Origin of the sequence: Pseudomonas sp. Je.1.5.c (genome assembly GCF_051129895.1) — a bacterium.
GTDB lineage: Bacteria > Pseudomonadota > Gammaproteobacteria > Pseudomonadales > Pseudomonadaceae > Aquipseudomonas > Aquipseudomonas urmiensis.
The window spans coordinates 1-14,655 of record NZ_JBCPSP010000042.1 but is presented as its reverse complement, the minus strand read 5'-3'; the positions used below and the strand labels follow the sequence as shown (position 1 = coordinate 14,655).

The following is a 14,655-nucleotide window of genomic DNA, read 5'->3' as shown; positions in this document are numbered from 1 at the left end:
TGACCAATTTCATGCAAGCAGTGCGTACCTGGGCTGCCCGTTGTCTGCCGTGGATCGGCGCAATCGGTCTGTTCGGCGCTGTCCAGCAAGCCAATGCCGGCGACTATGACGGCTCGCCACAGGTGGCCGAGTTCGTTGGCGAAATGACCCGCGACTATGGTTTTGCCGGCGAACAACTGATGGGCGTGTTCCGCGAGGTGCAGCGCAAGCAGTCGATCCTCGATGCGATTTCGCGTCCGGCCGAGCGGGTCAAGCCGTGGAAAGAATACCGGCCGATGTTCATTACCGACGCGCGCATTGCCCGCGGGGTCGACTTCTGGCGTCAGCACGAGGCCACCTTGGCCCGTGCCGAGCAGGAATATGGCGTGCCGGCCCAGGTGATCGTGTCGATCATCGGCGTGGAGACCTTCTTTGGTCGCAACACCGGCAACTACCGGGTGATCGACGCGTTGTCGACCCTGGGCTTCGATTACCCGCCACGGGCCGAGTTCTTCCGCAAGGAGCTGCGCGAGTTCCTCTTGCTGGCCCGGGAGGAGCAGCTCGATCCGCTGATGCTCAAGGGCTCCTACGCCGGCGCCATGGGCTTGCCGCAGTTCATGCCGAGCAGTTTTCGCAACTATGCCGTGGACTTCGACGGTGATGGCCACATCAATATCTGGAACAATCCCGATGACGCCATCGGCAGCGTGGCCAGCTACTTCAAGCGCCACGGCTGGGTTGCGGGCGAGGGCGTGGTCAGTCGCGCCCAGGTGCGTGGCGAGCGGGCCGATGAAGGCCTGACCACGGGTATCGAGCCGGTCAAGACAGTCGGGGAGTTGAAAGCCCTGGGTTGGTCGAGCCATGATGCGCTGCGCGATGATCTGCCGGTGACCGCCTTCAAGCTCGAGGGTGAAAACGGTCCTGAATACTGGATGGGCTTGAAGAACTTCTATGCGATCACGCGGTACAACCGCAGTGTGATGTACGCCATGGCGGTGCATCAGCTCTCGGAACAGCTGGTTCTTGCACGGGGCGTCAAGTAATGCGCGTATTTTCTCTGAATTCCTTCAAGCTGCTGACCTGCATCGCCGTTGGCGTGGTCCTGGCCAGCTGCTCGTCCAGCCGGCCGGCCCAGCAAAGCGGCGGCAACGTGGTTCGTTCGCAACCTGGCCTGGACATCAACCGCGCTCACAAGGACGGTGCGCCGTGGTGGGACGTGGATGTCAACAAGATCCCTGACGCCACGCCAACCGTGCACACTGGCAATTACAAGGCCAACCCGTACACGGTGCTGGGCAAAACCTACTACCCGATCCAGGACTCGCGCAACTACCGCGCCGAGGGCACTGCGTCCTGGTATGGCACCAAGTTCCATGGCCAGAACACCGCCAATGGCGAGGTCTATGACCTCTACGGCATGAGTGCCGCGCACAAGACCCTGCCGCTGCCGGCCTACGTGCGGGTGACCAACCTGGACAACCACCGTAGCGTGATCCTGCGGGTCAACGACCGTGGCCCGTTCTATTCGGACCGCATCATCGACCTGTCCTACGCGGCGGCGAAAAAACTCGGTTACGCCGAAACCGGCACCGCGCGGGTGCGCGTCGAGGGGATCGACCCGCAGCAGTGGTGGGCCCAGCGTGGTCAACAGGCGCCGTTGGTGCTCAAGGAACCGCAAGTGGCCCAGACCCAAGCGCTGCCAGCCAGCACGGGCAAGGTCGAGCAATGGACTCCGCCAGCGCAGCAGCATGCTGCGGCGGTAGTACCGGTGCAGATCGCCAGCAACAGCGCGCCAAGCGCCAATGGCGGCATGTACCTCCAGGTGGGCGCATTCGCCAACCCGGACGCAGCTGAACTGCTGCGCTCCAAACTCAGCACCATGGTCAGCGCCCCGGTGTTCATCAGCTCGATCGTACGTAACCAGCAGACCCTGCACCGCGTACGCCTGGGGCCGATGAGCAGCCAGGGCGAAGTCCAGCAGACCCAGGACAGCGTGCGCATGGCCAATCTTGGCCAGGCCAAGCTGGTGACCGACTAGGGAACTCCTGCGCCAGACGGTGGACTGAAGGGGCACGACGCACTGATTTGCGTCACCCCTTTCGCGGGCAAGCCCACTCCCACAAGGACAGCGATGACCCTGTGGCAGCGGGCTTGCCCGCGAAGAAGTCGACGCCGACCTGTCTGTTTTGTCATGAATTGCCAGACGCGCCCATGTACAATGGCCGTTTTTTCCCGCAAGGCCCCTGGCCTCGGGTTTGGGCTGCAGCGCAGCTCGCATAACTAGACTGACTAGCCGTTGGGCCTCGCCCACGAAACATCAGACCATTAGCGATTTTCGAGAGACGGATGAACATCACCAACCTTGCCAAACGACTTTGCCTGCCCGTACTGCTGATGATCACGCCTGCTGCCTTCGCAGCGGAGCAGATGATGCCATCGCCACCGCAGTTGGCCGCCAAGTCCTACGTACTCATGGACGCGTCCAGCGGCAACGTGCTGGTCGAAAACAACGGTGACGAGCGTCTGCCGCCAGCCAGCTTGACCAAGCTGATGACTGCCTACATCGCCACCCTCGACATCCGTCGTGGCCAGATCGGCGAAAACGACCCGGTCACCGTCAGCGAAAACGCCTGGCGTACCGGTGGTTCGCGCATGTTCATCAAGGTCGGCACCCAGGTCAGCGTCAGCGACCTGCTGCACGGCATCATCATCCAGTCGGGTAACGACGCGTCGGTCGCCCTGGCCGAGCACATCGCCGGCAGCGAAGATGCCTTCGCCGACATGATGAACAAGACCGCTACCGATCTGGGCATGGGCAACAGCCACTTCATGAACCCGACCGGCCTGCCGAACCCGGAGCACTACTCCTCGGCCCACGACATGGCCCTGCTGGCGCGTGCGATCATCAACGAAGACCCGGCTCACTACGCGATCTACTCGCAGAAAGAGTTCTTCTGGAACAACATCAAGCAGCCGAACCGCAACCTGCTGCTGTGGCGTGACAAGACCGTCGATGGCCTGAAAACCGGCCACACCGACGAAGCCGGCTACTGCATGGTCGCCTCGGCGGTACGTGACGGCCAGCGCCTGATCGCCGTGGTGTTCGGCACCAACAGCGAGCAATCGCGTGCTGCCGAAACCCAGAAGCTGCTGACCTACGGTTTCCGCTTCTTCGAAACCCAGACCTTCTACCAGAAGGGCACCGAGCTGACTCAGGCTCCGGTCTGGAAGGGCGCCACCAGCCAAGTCAAGGCGGGCCTGGCCAACGACCTGACCATGACTATGCCTAAAGGCCAATTGAAGCGCCTGGCCGCTTCGATGACCATGAACCCACAACTGACCGCGCCAATCGCCAAAGGTGACGTGATCGGTAAAGTGGAAGTCAAACTGGACGAGAAAGTGGTCCACAGCGCTGACCTCATCGCCCTCGATGGCGTCGAGGAAGGTGGTTTCTTCCGCCGTATGTGGGATAGCATTCGTCTATTCTTCTACGGGTTGTTCAACTGATAACGTGACCTGCCACGCTCCCGCTCACTCCAGCGGGAGCGTCGTTGTTGCCACGGCTTACGAGGCCGTTTCCGCCATGAGCGAACCTGACGTCAAGTCGCACAAGATTGAATTCCCCTGCGCCGATTATCCGATCAAGGTGATTGGCGACACCGTAGTCAATTTCAAGGACACGGTGATCGAAATCCTCAAGAAGCACGCCAAGGTCGACATGGCCACTCTGGCCGAGCGTCAGAGCAAGGAAGGCAAGTACACCACGGTGCAACTGCACATCGTTGCCGAGAGCGAGGACCAGCTGCACGATATCAACAGCGCCCTGCGCGCTACCGGCATCGTGAAAATGGTGCTCTGATGCCCGCTTGTCTCGGTTTTCGCGAGCTTGGCCTGCAGCCCTATGAACCGGTGCTGGAGGCTATGCGTCGTTTTACCGAGCAGCGTGGAGCGGACAGCCAGGACGAAATCTGGCTGGTCGAACATCCTGCGGTCTTCACCCAGGGCCAGGCCGGCAAGGCCGAGCACCTGCTGGTGCCGGGCGACATCCCGGTGGTGCAGACCGATCGCGGCGGCCAGGTGACCTACCATGGCCCCGGGCAGCTGGTGGCCTACCTGTTGCTCGACGTGCGCCGGCTGGGCTTTGGCGTGCGGGAGCTGGTCAGCCGGATCGAGCACAGCCTGATCGATCTGCTCGCCAGCTATGAGGTCGACGCCGCCGCCAAACCCGATGCGCCGGGTGTATATGTCGACGGGGCGAAGATTGCCTCGCTCGGCCTGCGAATCCGCAATGGTCGTTCGTTCCACGGCCTTGCCCTGAACGTGGACATGGACTTAGCGCCATTTCGCCGAATCAACCCCTGCGGGTATGCGGGGCTGGCCATGACCCAGCTACGTGATCTGGCAGGTCCGATCGAACTCACCGAGGTCAGGACAAGGCTGCGCGGACAGCTGGTCAAGCACCTCGACTATGCTGAGCAGACGACCCTCACGGGCGGAATCGACTGAATATGACAATTGTGCAAGAAGCCGTGCCGAACCTGATCCCATCCCAGGATGTCACCCCGCGCCCTGCGCCGAAGAAGGTGGAAGCTGGGGTGAAACTGCGTGGCGCCGACAAGGTGGCGCGTATCCCGGTCAAGATCATCCCCACCGAAGAGCTGCCGAAGAAGCCTGACTGGATCCGCGTGCGCATCCCGGTTTCTCCCGAGGTAGATCGCATCAAGCAACTGCTGCGCAAGCACAAGCTGCACAGCGTTTGCGAAGAGGCCTCCTGCCCGAACCTGGGCGAGTGCTTCTCCGGTGGTACTGCGACCTTCATGATCATGGGCGACATCTGCACGCGTCGCTGCCCGTTCTGCGACGTTGGCCACGGCCGACCGAAGCCACTGGATGTGGATGAGCCGCACAACCTGGCCGTGGCTATCGCCGATCTGCGCCTGAAGTACGTGGTGATCACCTCGGTTGACCGTGACGACCTGCGTGATGGCGGTGCCCAGCACTTTGCCGATTGCATTCGCGAAATCCGCAAGCTGTCGCCAGGCGTGCAGTTGGAAACCCTGGTACCGGACTACCGAGGACGCATGGACGTGGCGCTGGCGATCACCGCGCAAGAGCCGCCAGATGTGTTCAACCACAACCTTGAGACCGTGCCGCGCCTGTACAAGGCCGCCCGTCCTGGTTCGGACTACGACTGGTCGCTGGACCTGCTGGAGAAGTTCAAGCAGCTGGTGCCGCATGTCCCAACCAAGTCCGGCTTGATGCTGGGCCTGGGCGAGACCGACGAGGAAGTCATCGAAGTGATGCATCGCATGCGCGAGCACAACATCGACATGCTCACCCTCGGTCAGTACCTGCAGCCTTCGCGTAGCCACTTGCCGGTGCAGCGCTTCGTCCATCCGGACACCTTCGCCTGGTTCGCCGAGGAAGGCTACAAGATGGGCTTCAAGAACGTCGCATCCGGGCCACTGGTGCGTTCGTCCTACCATGCTGACCAGCAGGCGCACGAAGCCAAGATCAAGCTCTGAGCCTGGCTTGAGTCAAACATGCCGATGCGCGCCGAAAGGCGCCATCGGCATTTTTATTGGGGGATCGCTACCCGCTGGGCAAGGCTGATGCTTTCGCCCATCGTGGCTCGCCTATCCCCACAAGGAGTTGCTCGATGAACTGTGTTGAACGCGGGGTTGCCCCATTGCCCCAGGCGCTGCCGACCAATGCCTGCTTCGCCATCATTGCTCCCGCAGGCCCTGCGCGGCTGGATCAGGCCAAGGCTGGTCAATGGTTTACCGACCGCGGCTACCAGTGCCGAATCTACCCCGGTGTCAGCCAGGCCCAAGGGTACCTGGCCGGCTCCGATCAGCAGCGTTTGCAGGATCTGCATGATGCCTTCAGCGACCCGCAGATCGACGCCATCCTGTGCATGCGCGGTGGTTACGGCAGCATGCGCCTGCTCGACCAGATCGACTTCGAGCTTATCGCGCGCCATCCCAAGCCGTTGATCGGCTATAGCGATATCACCGCGCTGCACACGGCGATCAACCAGCGCGCAGGATTGCTCACTTTCCATGGCGGCATGCTCAATGCCGATCTACTGGGAGAGAAGCTGGAGCCGACGGTCAGTTCCTTGCTGGAGCAGTTGCGCGGGCGGCTGGGGCAGGGCGCGGCGATTGCCCATCCGCACAACTACCCATTGACCAGCGTGCTGCCAGGCGCTGCCAGCGGGCGTCTGGTGGGCGGTAACCTGTCGTTGCTAGGGGCCACACTGGGCACCTTGGCTGAGATCGATACACGCGACAGCATCTTGTTCATCGAGGATGTCAACGAGCCGCTGTACCGGGTCGACAGGTTGCTGACCCAATTACGCCTAGCTGGCAAGCTGGAGGGTGTGCGTGGGGTGCTGGTGGGGGATTTTGCCGGGGTTACGGTTTCGGCCATGACGCCGCTGCTGGAGGATATCTTCGCGCCGTTGGCGGTGCCGGTGCTGGCCGGATGGCGCAGTGGCCATTGTGATCCGAATATTTGCTTGCCGCTGGGAGCGCGGGTGCGCTTGGACAGCGAAAAGCACAGCCTGAGCTTGGAGCAGACGTTGTTCAGGTCGTAAGGCTATCGCGGGGCAAGCCCGCTCCCACGTTGTAAACGTCAGTGGACGTAACGTGGGAGCGGGCTTGCCCCGCGACAGCTCGCTAGCGGCTACGCAGGCTGTCGAGCAACTTATGCGTCGGGTAGCCATCCGCCGGCATCCCTTGCGCTTGCTGCGCATTGCGAATCGCCTTGCGGGTATTGGCGCCAATGATGCCATCAGCATTGCCCGCCTCATGCCCGCTGGCATTGAGCAAGTTCTGCAACTCGATGCGCTCGCTGCGGCTCAATGGCAGATCTTCTTTCGGCCAGCTGCCAGCAATGAAGCCCCAGCCCGAGAAGCGATCACCCAGCAGGCTTACCGCCAGGGCATAGGATGATGAGTTGTTGTACTTGAGAATCGCGCGGAAGTTGTCCAACACCAGGAAGGCAGGGCCTTTGGCGCCGGCAGGCAGCAGCAGCGCGGCCGACAGCTGGTTGCTACCGGCAGGCAGTTGCGTGCCACTGGGCAGTTTCACGCCCAGTTGCAGCCACTCGCTGACCGTCTTGCGCTGGGCACCGTCGGCAATCCAGTAATCGAAGCTGGCTGGCACCTGGACTTCGAAGCCCCACGGTTGACCACGCTTCCAGCCCGAGCTTTGCAGGTAATGGGCGGTGGATGCCAGGGCATCGGCGGTGCTGTTCCAGATATCGCGACGGCCATCACCGTCGAAGTCCACCGCGTGGGTGTTGTAGGTGGTCGGGATGAACTGGGTCTGGCCCATCGCCCCGGCCCACGAGCCACGCATTGCCTCGGGTTGGATGTCGCCGTTCTGCAGGATCTGCAGCGCCGCAATCAGCTGGTCCTGGGCGAACTGCGGGCGACGGCCTTCGTAGGCCAGGGTCGCCAGCGAGCGGATCACCGACTTGCTGCCCTGGAACTGGCCGAAGTTACTCTCCATGCCCCACACCGATACCAGCACCTGGCGGTCTACGCCGTAGCGCTGTTCGATACGCGACAGCAGCTCGGCATTTTGCTCAAGCAGCTTCTTGCCGTTGCGCACGCGCAGTGGCGACAGCGCGCCATCGAGGTATTCCCAAACTGGGCGGGTGAACTCGGGCTGGCTGCGGTCGGCCTTGATCACGTCCATATCGGGTGTGACGCCGCTGAAGGCGCGGTCGAACAAACTTGCGCTGATGCCGGCCTGCAGTGCTTGCTGACGGAAGCCCGCCTGCCATTGGGCGAAGGTCTGCAGGGGCTGGATTTCAGTACTGACGTCAGGTGTGCTGCCGGGCAGGTTGACCACCGGAGCGGGCTGGGCAGGGGCTAGCGGCAGAGCGTCGGCGGCGGTGGGTTTCTCCGCGCAGGCGACGAGCAGGATGAGGCTGGAGGCCGCGATCAGCTGGCGGGGTTGCCAGCGTGGGAACAGACTGAAGAGCATGCACAGATCCAGGAATTACAGGTCAGGTGCCGACCATACCATGCCTGCGCTTTTGATGCTTTCATGCGGCCAAAAAGTAACAAGCCTCCCAATCTCTCGATTGGAAGGCTTCGCGGCGGTAGCTGCCTTTGCCTTTGCCTGGTTGTTCCTGTCGGCTGCGGAACAGTGGCTGGGCGATGATGGATTTGGCCTTGTTCGGGCCGTGTTTTTTCGGCTTTTTGCTCATCTTGAAGGTCCAGCGTAGTGAGTGACGGGCGCACTGTAGGTCGCTTGGAACGGGTGGGCCAATTGATTGTTTATATGATCAGTGAATGGCTCCGCTACGCGGCCCCAAAATCTCAAGCCTACTGAGAAGGCAAGCTCAACCGCTGCCCAGCCATCAACAGCGACAATCGCGCCAGGCTGGTCCAGGGCGAGCCCTCGGCCTGGCCCTTGATCTGCGCATCGATGCGTTGGGCATCCTGCAGCAACTGCGCCCAGCGTTGCGCCGAGAGGCGTTGCAGGGCCTTGCTGACCAGGGGCCGGCGCTTGTCCCACACCGGTGGCCGGGCCTGGCTGAACGCCTTGTCCAGCGGCACGCCCTGGCTGAATTGCTGGGCAATACCCGCCAGCAAGCGCAACTCACGAGCCAGCGCCCAGAGAATCACCGGCGGCTCTACACCCTCGCCGCGCAACCCCTCGAGCATACGCAGCGCATGCGCCGCCTCACCCTTGAGGATCGCATCGACCAGGCCAAACACATCAAACCTGGCACTGTCGGCCACCGCCGCCTGCACGGTTTCCACCGTGATCTGGTTGCCGTCGGCCAGCAGCTTGAGCTTTTCGATCTCTTGCGCGGCGGCCAACAGGTTGCCTTCGACCCGAGCGGCGATCAGGTCCACCGCATCGCGCTGCGCCGACAAGCCTGCCTGGGACAAGCGCTGGTTGATCCATTGCGGCAACTGCTGGGCGTCCACCGGCCAGATCTGGATGAACTGGCAGTGCGCACCTTCGACCAGCGCCTTGCCCCACTTGGTCTTCTGCGCGCTGCCATCGAGCTTGGGCAGGCTGATCAGCAGCAGGGTGTCTTCAGCAGGGTTGGCGCAGTACTCCATCAAGGCCGCCGCGCCTTTGTCGCCGGGCTTGCCCGAAGGCAGGCGCAGTTCCAGCAGGCGGCGCTGGGCAAACAGTGACAGGCTGGCACCCGCCAGGAGCAGGCTGCCCCAGTCGAAGTTGGCGTCGGCACTGAACACCTGGCGTTCGTCGAAGCCTTGCTGGCGAGCAGCCGAGCGAATGGCATCGGCGGCTTCCTGGCACAGCAGCGGATCGTCGCCGCTGACCACGTAGACCGGGGCCAAGGCACCTTGCAGGTGTTTGTTGAGTTGGGCGGGGGCGAGCTTCATGAGCACAAGGCGGGGCACCCGGGGGTGCCCCGTACGGGCTTAAGTGCCCGGGATTTCCAGAGGGGACTGTTGCGGTGTTTCATCGCGATAGCGCTGGGCGGCAGCGGCGGCTTCGGCTTCAGCCTTGGCGCGCTCGTCGGCCTCCTGCTGCAACTGGTCAAGCTGGGCGGGGGTCAGCATCTGCAGGCGCACGACCATGCCTTGCACCAGGTCGCGACGCAGTTCTTCGCGAGTCTGGATGCCTTCCTGGTCGGAGCCGGTGATGTTGTCGCCATCATGCACGTAGATCTTGCGCACTTCCAGCTTGTCGCTGAGCAGCGGCACGTTGTTCAGGCCAAGAATGCTGTAGTCGAGCACGGTGGTCAGCTCGTACTCGGCCGAACGGTTGCCGCCGCTGTAGGTGGCGGCGCGCTGAGTTTCTTTCTCATCGGTCAGCACCAGGCGGTAAGGAGCGCCGGTGTGCACGTCGACGCCGCTACGCTGCAGCACCTGGCGCAGTTGAGTGACGGTTTCGCCGTAGGCGTTGCGGGCACTGACGTCCAGCTCTTTGATCGCCAGTTCGCTGGTGCCAGTGCCGCGCAGCTGGAAACCACAGGCGCTGAGCATGACAGCCAGGCCCATTACCAGCAGATTGCGTTTGATCATGTTGAAGCTCCCTTGTGGGCCTGTTCCGCCCGCCCGCAGTGGCTGCGGGCGGGCGTTGCCATCAGTTGGCGACGATGTTGACCAGCTTGCCCGGAACCACGATGACCTTGCGGATTGTCAGGCCGTCGGTGAAGCGCAGGACGTTTTCGTTGTTGCGGGCGGCTGCCTCGACTTCCTCGCGGCTGGCGGCGGCAGGCATTTCAACCTGACCACGCAGCTTGCCGTTGACCTGGACCACCAGGGTCACGGTGTCTTGTACCAGGGCGGCTTCGTCGACGCTCGGCCAGGCGGCATCGATCACCGACTGGCTGTGACCCAGCGCTTTCCACAGCTCGTGGCTGATGTGCGGGGTGATCGGCGCCAGCAGCAGGGTGACCGCTTCCAGACCTTCCTGGAGCAGGGCACGGTCCTGCGCGGTGGCTTGTGGAGCCTTCTCCAGCACGTTCATCACGGTCATCACCTGGGCGATGGCGGTGTTGAACTTGTGGTATTGGCCGACATCGGTGCTGGCCTGCTTGATGGCTGCGTGGATCGAGCGGCGAATGACTTTTTGCGCGTCATCCAGGGCGGCGATGTCGAGCTGGCCCGGCAGGCCTTGGCTGACGTGTGCCTGGGCCAAGCGCCAAACGCGACGCAGGAAGCGGCTGGCACCTTCGACGCCGGAGTCGGACCACTCCAGGCTCATGTCGGGCGGCGAGGCGAACATCATGAACAGACGGCAGGTGTCGGCGCCGTAGGCATCGATCATCGACTGCGGGTCGACGCCGTTGTTCTTCGACTTGGACATCTTCTCGGTGCCGCCGATTTCTACCGGCAGGCCGTCGGTCTTCAGACGCGCGCCAATGATCTTGGCCTTGGCATCACGCTCGATTTCCACGTCGGCCGGGTTGAACCAGTCCTTGCCGCCGTTGCTGGCAACGCGGTAGTAGGTCTCGGCGACCACCATGCCCTGGGTCAGCAGGTTCTTGAACGGCTCGTTCGAGGTGACCAGGCCTTCGTCGCGCATCAGCTTGTGGAAGAAACGCGCGTACAGCAGGTGCAGGATGGCGTGTTCGATACCGCCGATGTACTGATCGACCGGCAGCCAGTGGTTGGCCGCTTTCGGATCGACCAGGCCCTGGTCGTAGTTCGGCGAGGCGTAGCGGGCGAAGTACCAGGACGACTCGACGAAGGTGTCCATGGTGTCGGTTTCGCGCTTGGCCGCAGTGCCGCATTTCGGGCAGCTGCACTCGTAGAACTCAGGCATGCGCGCCAGCGGCGAACCGGCGCCGTCCGGTACCACGTTCTCCGGCAGGGTCACCGGCAGTTGATCTTCCGGCACCGGTACGTCGCCGCAGGACGGGCAGTGGATGATCGGGATCGGGCAGCCCCAGTAGCGCTGGCGGCTGATACCCCAGTCGCGCAGACGGAACTGAGTGCGCGATTTGCCCAGCTCCTTGCGGATCAGCGCGGCTTCGATGGCGTCGAAGGCGCCCTGGAAGTCCAGGCCGTCGAACTCGCCGGAGTTGATCAGCTGGCCATGCTCGCCGTAGGCGGCTTGCCATTCGCTGGACACTTCGTCACCGGCGCTGGTACGGATCACAGCCTTGACCGGCAGGTTGTACTTGTGGGCGAACTCGAAATCACGCTCATCGTGGGCAGGTACGGCCATGACCGCGCCGTCGCCGTAGTGCATCAGCACGTAGTTGGCGACCCACACTGGCAACTTCTCGCCAGTCAGCGGGTGCTCGACGAACAGGGAAGTGGGCATGCCCTTCTTCTCCTGGGTGGCCATGTCGGCCTCGGCGACACTGCCGCTCTTGCATTCGTCGATGAACGCCTGCAACGCCGGGTTGCCCTGGGCGGCCTGGGTGGCCAGCGGGTGCTCGGCGGCGACTGCGACGTAGGTGGCGCCCATCAGGGTGTCAGGACGTGTAGTGAAGACCTTCAGCGTGCCCTCATGACCGATGCTGGCCTGGTCATAGGGGAACTGCACTTCCATGCCGCGCGACTTGCCGATCCAGTTGCGCTGCATGGTCTTGACCTGCTCAGGCCAGCCCGGCAGCTCGTCGAGGCTTTCCAGCAGCTCGTCGGCGTAGTCGGTGATACGGAAGTAGTACATCGGGATTTCGCGCTTTTCGATCAGCGCGCCGGAACGCCAGCCGCGGCCGTCGATGACCTGTTCGTTGGCCAGTACGGTCTGATCGGCAGGGTCCCAGTTGACGGTGCCGTTCTTGCGGTAGATGACGCCTTTTTCAAACAGGCGGGTGAACAGCCACTGCTCCCAACGGTAGTAGTCAGGCTTGCAGGTGGTGACTTCACGCGACCAGTCGATGGCCAGGCCCAGGCTCTTGAGCTGGGTCTTCATGTAGTCGATGTTTTCGTAGGTCCACTTGGCCGGGGCGACGTTGTTTTTCATCGCCGCGTTTTCCGCAGGCATACCGAAGGCGTCCCAGCCCATTGGCTGCAGGACGTTTTTGCCGAGCATGCGCTGGTAACGGGCGATCACGTCGCCAATGGTGTAGTTGCGCACGTGGCCCATGTGTAGCTTGCCGCTCGGGTACGGGAACATCGATAGGCAATAGTAGGTGTCTTTGCCTGGCTGTTCGGTAACAGCGAACGATTGTTGCTCGTCCCAGGATTTCTGGGCGGCGGCTTCTACTTCACGGGGCGTGTATTGTTCGTGCATGGCTACTTTTGGCTGAGAGAGAAGAGACCTTGTTCCCGGCAGCGGAACCTCGCTGCGTCCGGCACTCCGGTGTCGGTAAGAGTGAACGCCGTAGCATACATGAGCGCTGCGCGTCGTGGGAAACCCTATTGCGCCGAGCGGCCTTGCGGGCCGTTTGTCGCTGCAAGCGGCTGCTTTTTGCAGTGACGCTAAGCTCAGGTGTGGGGGGAGATATCTTTATCTTCAATGAGGTGAACGGATGGGAGAATCGCAGCTACCCGCAAGCAAACCGGAGCTTTACGAACGCTTGATCGACCGTTTGGGACTGGCGCTGGAAGTGGCCAGGACCTCGGTGAGATTACGCGACGAAATGCCAGCAGAACTGGAGTTGCGCGGCCTCAGCCATGCAGAGTTCGAAGTGATCAAGGCCTACCTGGAATCCCTCCCGGAAAGCCGTTTTGCCAGTGCCGCTGCCCACCAGCAGCCGGAGCCGTCGTCAGCAAAGATCGTCTGGCTCAAGGACAAGAAACGCCCCGCCACCACGGCGAGATCCAGGACGCTGCCATTCCGATAGTCGTTCAGGATTCCAGGCGCAGAGGGTCACGCGCCGGTTCTTTTTCCAACACATACCACATGATCGGCGCCGGATGCGTACTTGTTGCCCGGCGCCGATCCTCTTAGGCTGCACGCCTTCACAGGAGGTGTGCGCCGTGCCGATTCGTTACTTCATCAAACAATGGTTGTTGCCCCCGGGGTTACTGTTCCTGTTGCTGCTGGCTGCCTGGTGGCTGCGCAAGCGGCGGCCGCGCCTGGCGTTGGCCTGTTTCGTTCTGGGCCTGGGCGGTTTGTGGTCGATGAGCTTGCCGTGGGTGGTGGAGCACGCTGCGCGGCAGTTGGAAACCGAACAGGCGTTGAGCCTTGAGCAGTGGTCCGGGCTGGCCGCACGCGCCGATGCGATCGTGGTGCTCGGGGCGGGGCGTGAGCGCGGTGATCCGGCTTGGGGGGGGCAGGACCAGCCCACCGGCACCGCGTTGGAACGCATGCGCTATGCCGCGCAATTGGCCAAGGCTTCGGGCCTACCGGTGCTGATCAGTGGCGGGCTGCATTATGGTACGCCGCCGAGTGAGGCGCAGTTGATGGCCGATCGGCTGCGCGATGACTTTGGCGTGCAGGTCAAGTGGAAGGAAGAGGGCAGCCGCACTACCTGGGAAAACGCCCAGATGAGCGCGCAAGTGTTGCAGCCGCTGGGTATTCGCCGGGTGGTGGTGGTGACTCAGGCCTGGCACATGCAGCGTTCGCGTTGGAGCTTCGAGCGGGCGGGGTTTGAGGTGGTGGCGGCGCCGGTGGGGTTCCTGGGCCAGGATCATGCGCGGCCGTTTGCCGGGCTGCTGCCTGATAGCCGGGCGGTTTGGCAGAGCGGGCAGTTGCTCAATGAGGCGGTGGGGTTGGTTGGGTATCGATTGTTCTACTGAGCGTAGGCGGTGGCGAAGCTATCGCGGGGCAAGCCCGCTCCCACGCCGCTGTAAGGACGATTGGCGTGGGAGTGGGCTTGCTGCCTGATAGCCGGGCGGTTTGGCAGAGCGGGCAGTTGCTCAATGAGGCGGTGGGGTTGGTTGGGTATCGATTGTTCTACTGAGCGTAGGCGGTGGCGAAGCTATCGCGGGGCAAGCCCGCTCCCACGCCGCTGTAAGGACGATTGGCGTGGGTGTGGGCTTGCTGCCTGATAGCCGGGCGGTTTGGCAGAGCGGGCAGTTGCTCAATGAGGCGGTGGGGTTGGTTGGGTATCGATTGTTCTACTGAGCGTAGGCGGTGGCGAAGCTATCGCGGGGCAAGCCCGCTCCCACGCCGCTGTAAGGACGATTGGCGTGGGAGTGGGCTTGCTGCCTGATAGCCGGGCGGTTTGGCAGAGCGGGCAGTTGCTCAATGAGGCGGTGGGGTTGGTTGGGTATCGATTGTTCTACTGAGCGTAGGCGGTGGCGAAGCTATCGCGGGGCAAGCCCGCTCC

Annotated in this window: 14 protein-coding genes and 2 pseudogenes; 11 read left to right on the top strand and 5 right to left on the bottom strand. The window is 62.7% G+C overall.

The window, feature by feature from the left end; all coding sequences use genetic code 11:
- Positions 1–11: 11 nt before the first annotated feature.
- The 7 genes from mltB to AAZU54_RS22760 all read left to right on the top strand — a co-directional run bounded on the left by mltB (position 12) and on the right by AAZU54_RS22760 (position 6,577).
- The gene (mltB, locus tag AAZU54_RS22790; RefSeq protein ID WP_186556665.1) at positions 12–1,022 is read left to right on the top strand and encodes a lytic murein transglycosylase B; all 1,011 of its coding nucleotides are present in this window, start codon (positions 12–14) and stop codon (positions 1,020–1,022) included.
- On the top strand, positions 1,022–2,017 hold the full coding sequence (locus tag AAZU54_RS22785) for a septal ring lytic transglycosylase RlpA family protein (RefSeq protein WP_186556666.1): 996 nt from the start codon (positions 1,022–1,024) through the stop codon (positions 2,015–2,017). Before mltB ends, AAZU54_RS22785 begins: the two co-directional genes overlap by 1 nt.
- Positions 2,018–2,325: 308 nt before the next feature.
- Positions 2,326–3,486, top strand: a complete 1,161-nt coding sequence (locus tag AAZU54_RS22780) for a D-alanyl-D-alanine carboxypeptidase family protein (protein WP_186556667.1) — start codon at positions 2,326–2,328, stop codon at positions 3,484–3,486.
- A gap of 76 nt (positions 3,487–3,562) precedes the next feature.
- A complete protein-coding gene (locus tag AAZU54_RS22775; protein WP_186556668.1) occupies positions 3,563–3,838 on the top strand; it encodes a DUF493 domain-containing protein in 276 nt (91 codons plus the stop codon).
- Positions 3,838–4,485 carry a lipoyl(octanoyl) transferase LipB gene (gene lipB, locus AAZU54_RS22770; RefSeq protein ID WP_186556669.1) on the top strand — a complete coding sequence of 216 codons (648 nt, stop codon included), beginning with the start codon at positions 3,838–3,840 and terminating at the stop codon, positions 4,483–4,485. The genes AAZU54_RS22775 and lipB overlap by 1 nt, the downstream gene beginning before the upstream one ends.
- Positions 4,486–4,487: 2 nt before the next feature.
- The gene (gene lipA / locus AAZU54_RS22765; protein WP_225915626.1) at positions 4,488–5,504 is read left to right on the top strand and encodes a lipoyl synthase; all 1,017 of its coding nucleotides are present in this window, start codon (positions 4,488–4,490) and stop codon (positions 5,502–5,504) included.
- Positions 5,505–5,638: 134 nt separating this feature from the next.
- Complete coding sequence (locus tag AAZU54_RS22760; protein WP_186556670.1) at positions 5,639–6,577, top strand: S66 peptidase family protein; 939 nt, start codon at positions 5,639–5,641, stop codon at positions 6,575–6,577.
- Between the two features lie 82 nt (positions 6,578–6,659).
- On the opposite strand, the gene AAZU54_RS22755 is transcribed toward AAZU54_RS22760, so the two are convergent.
- From AAZU54_RS22755 to leuS, 5 genes are all read right to left on the bottom strand, one after another.
- Positions 6,660–7,976, bottom strand: a complete 1,317-nt coding sequence (locus AAZU54_RS22755) for a lytic murein transglycosylase (protein ID WP_186556671.1) — start codon at positions 7,974–7,976, stop codon at positions 6,660–6,662.
- A gap of 61 nt (positions 7,977–8,037) precedes the next feature.
- Positions 8,038–8,202 (bottom strand): alternative ribosome rescue factor ArfA, encoded by a 165-nt coding sequence (gene arfA, locus AAZU54_RS22750; RefSeq protein ID WP_186556672.1) that lies wholly within the window; start codon positions 8,200–8,202, stop codon positions 8,038–8,040.
- A 118-nt stretch (positions 8,203–8,320) separates the two neighbouring features.
- A complete protein-coding gene (gene holA / locus AAZU54_RS22745) occupies positions 8,321–9,358 on the bottom strand; it encodes a DNA polymerase III subunit delta (RefSeq protein WP_186556673.1) in 1,038 nt (345 codons plus the stop codon).
- Between the two features lie 39 nt (positions 9,359–9,397).
- Entirely contained in the window at positions 9,398–10,003 is a 606-nt protein-coding gene (gene lptE / locus AAZU54_RS22740; RefSeq protein WP_186556674.1) for an LPS assembly lipoprotein LptE, read from the bottom strand.
- A 61-nt stretch (positions 10,004–10,064) separates the two neighbouring features.
- Positions 10,065–12,671 (bottom strand): leucine--tRNA ligase, encoded by a 2,607-nt coding sequence (gene leuS, locus AAZU54_RS22735; protein ID WP_428626289.1) that lies wholly within the window; start codon positions 12,669–12,671, stop codon positions 10,065–10,067.
- Between the two features lie 238 nt (positions 12,672–12,909).
- On the opposite strand from leuS, the gene AAZU54_RS22730 reads away from it, so the two are divergent.
- The 4 genes and pseudogenes from AAZU54_RS22730 to AAZU54_RS22715 form a co-directional block, all read left to right on the top strand.
- Positions 12,910–13,224 (top strand): hypothetical protein, encoded by a 315-nt coding sequence (locus tag AAZU54_RS22730; RefSeq protein WP_186556676.1) that lies wholly within the window; start codon positions 12,910–12,912, stop codon positions 13,222–13,224.
- A gap of 136 nt (positions 13,225–13,360) precedes the next feature.
- Entirely contained in the window at positions 13,361–14,122 is a 762-nt protein-coding gene (locus tag AAZU54_RS22725) for a YdcF family protein (protein ID WP_186556677.1), read from the top strand.
- Positions 14,123–14,196: 74 nt separating this feature from the next.
- Positions 14,197–14,286 (top strand): annotated as a pseudogene (locus AAZU54_RS22720) (YdcF family protein); the annotation flags it as partial.
- Between the two features lie 74 nt (positions 14,287–14,360).
- Positions 14,361–14,450 (top strand): annotated as a pseudogene (locus tag AAZU54_RS22715) (YdcF family protein); the annotation flags it as partial.
- Between the last annotated feature and the right edge of the window lie 205 nt (positions 14,451–14,655).

Excerpts from the sequence above, each read along its gene's own strand:
- lptE (WP_186556674.1), bottom strand. The coding sequence starts at position 10,003 with ATGATCAAACGCAATCTGCTGGTAATGGGCCTGGCTGTCATGCTCAGC.
- holA (WP_186556673.1), bottom strand. The coding sequence starts at position 9,358 with ATGAAGCTCGCCCCCGCCCAACTCAACAAACACCTGCAAGGTGCCTTG.
- AAZU54_RS22785 (WP_186556666.1), top strand. The coding sequence starts at position 1,022 with ATGCGCGTATTTTCTCTGAATTCCTTCAAGCTGCTGACCTGCATCGCC.
- AAZU54_RS22755 (WP_186556671.1), bottom strand. The coding sequence starts at position 7,976 with ATGCTCTTCAGTCTGTTCCCACGCTGGCAACCCCGCCAGCTGATCGCG.
- AAZU54_RS22760 (WP_186556670.1), top strand. The coding sequence starts at position 5,639 with ATGAACTGTGTTGAACGCGGGGTTGCCCCATTGCCCCAGGCGCTGCCG.
- arfA (WP_186556672.1), bottom strand. The coding sequence starts at position 8,202 with ATGAGCAAAAAGCCGAAAAAACACGGCCCGAACAAGGCCAAATCCATC.
- mltB (WP_186556665.1), top strand. The coding sequence starts at position 12 with ATGCAAGCAGTGCGTACCTGGGCTGCCCGTTGTCTGCCGTGGATCGGC.
- AAZU54_RS22775 (WP_186556668.1), top strand. The coding sequence starts at position 3,563 with ATGAGCGAACCTGACGTCAAGTCGCACAAGATTGAATTCCCCTGCGCC.
- lipA (WP_225915626.1), top strand. The coding sequence starts at position 4,488 with ATGACAATTGTGCAAGAAGCCGTGCCGAACCTGATCCCATCCCAGGAT.
- AAZU54_RS22780 (WP_186556667.1), top strand. The coding sequence starts at position 2,326 with ATGAACATCACCAACCTTGCCAAACGACTTTGCCTGCCCGTACTGCTG.
- lipB (WP_186556669.1), top strand. The coding sequence starts at position 3,838 with ATGCCCGCTTGTCTCGGTTTTCGCGAGCTTGGCCTGCAGCCCTATGAA.
- leuS (WP_428626289.1), bottom strand. The coding sequence starts at position 12,671 with ATGCACGAACAATACACGCCCCGTGAAGTAGAAGCCGCCGCCCAGAAA.
- AAZU54_RS22730 (WP_186556676.1), top strand. The coding sequence starts at position 12,910 with ATGGGAGAATCGCAGCTACCCGCAAGCAAACCGGAGCTTTACGAACGC.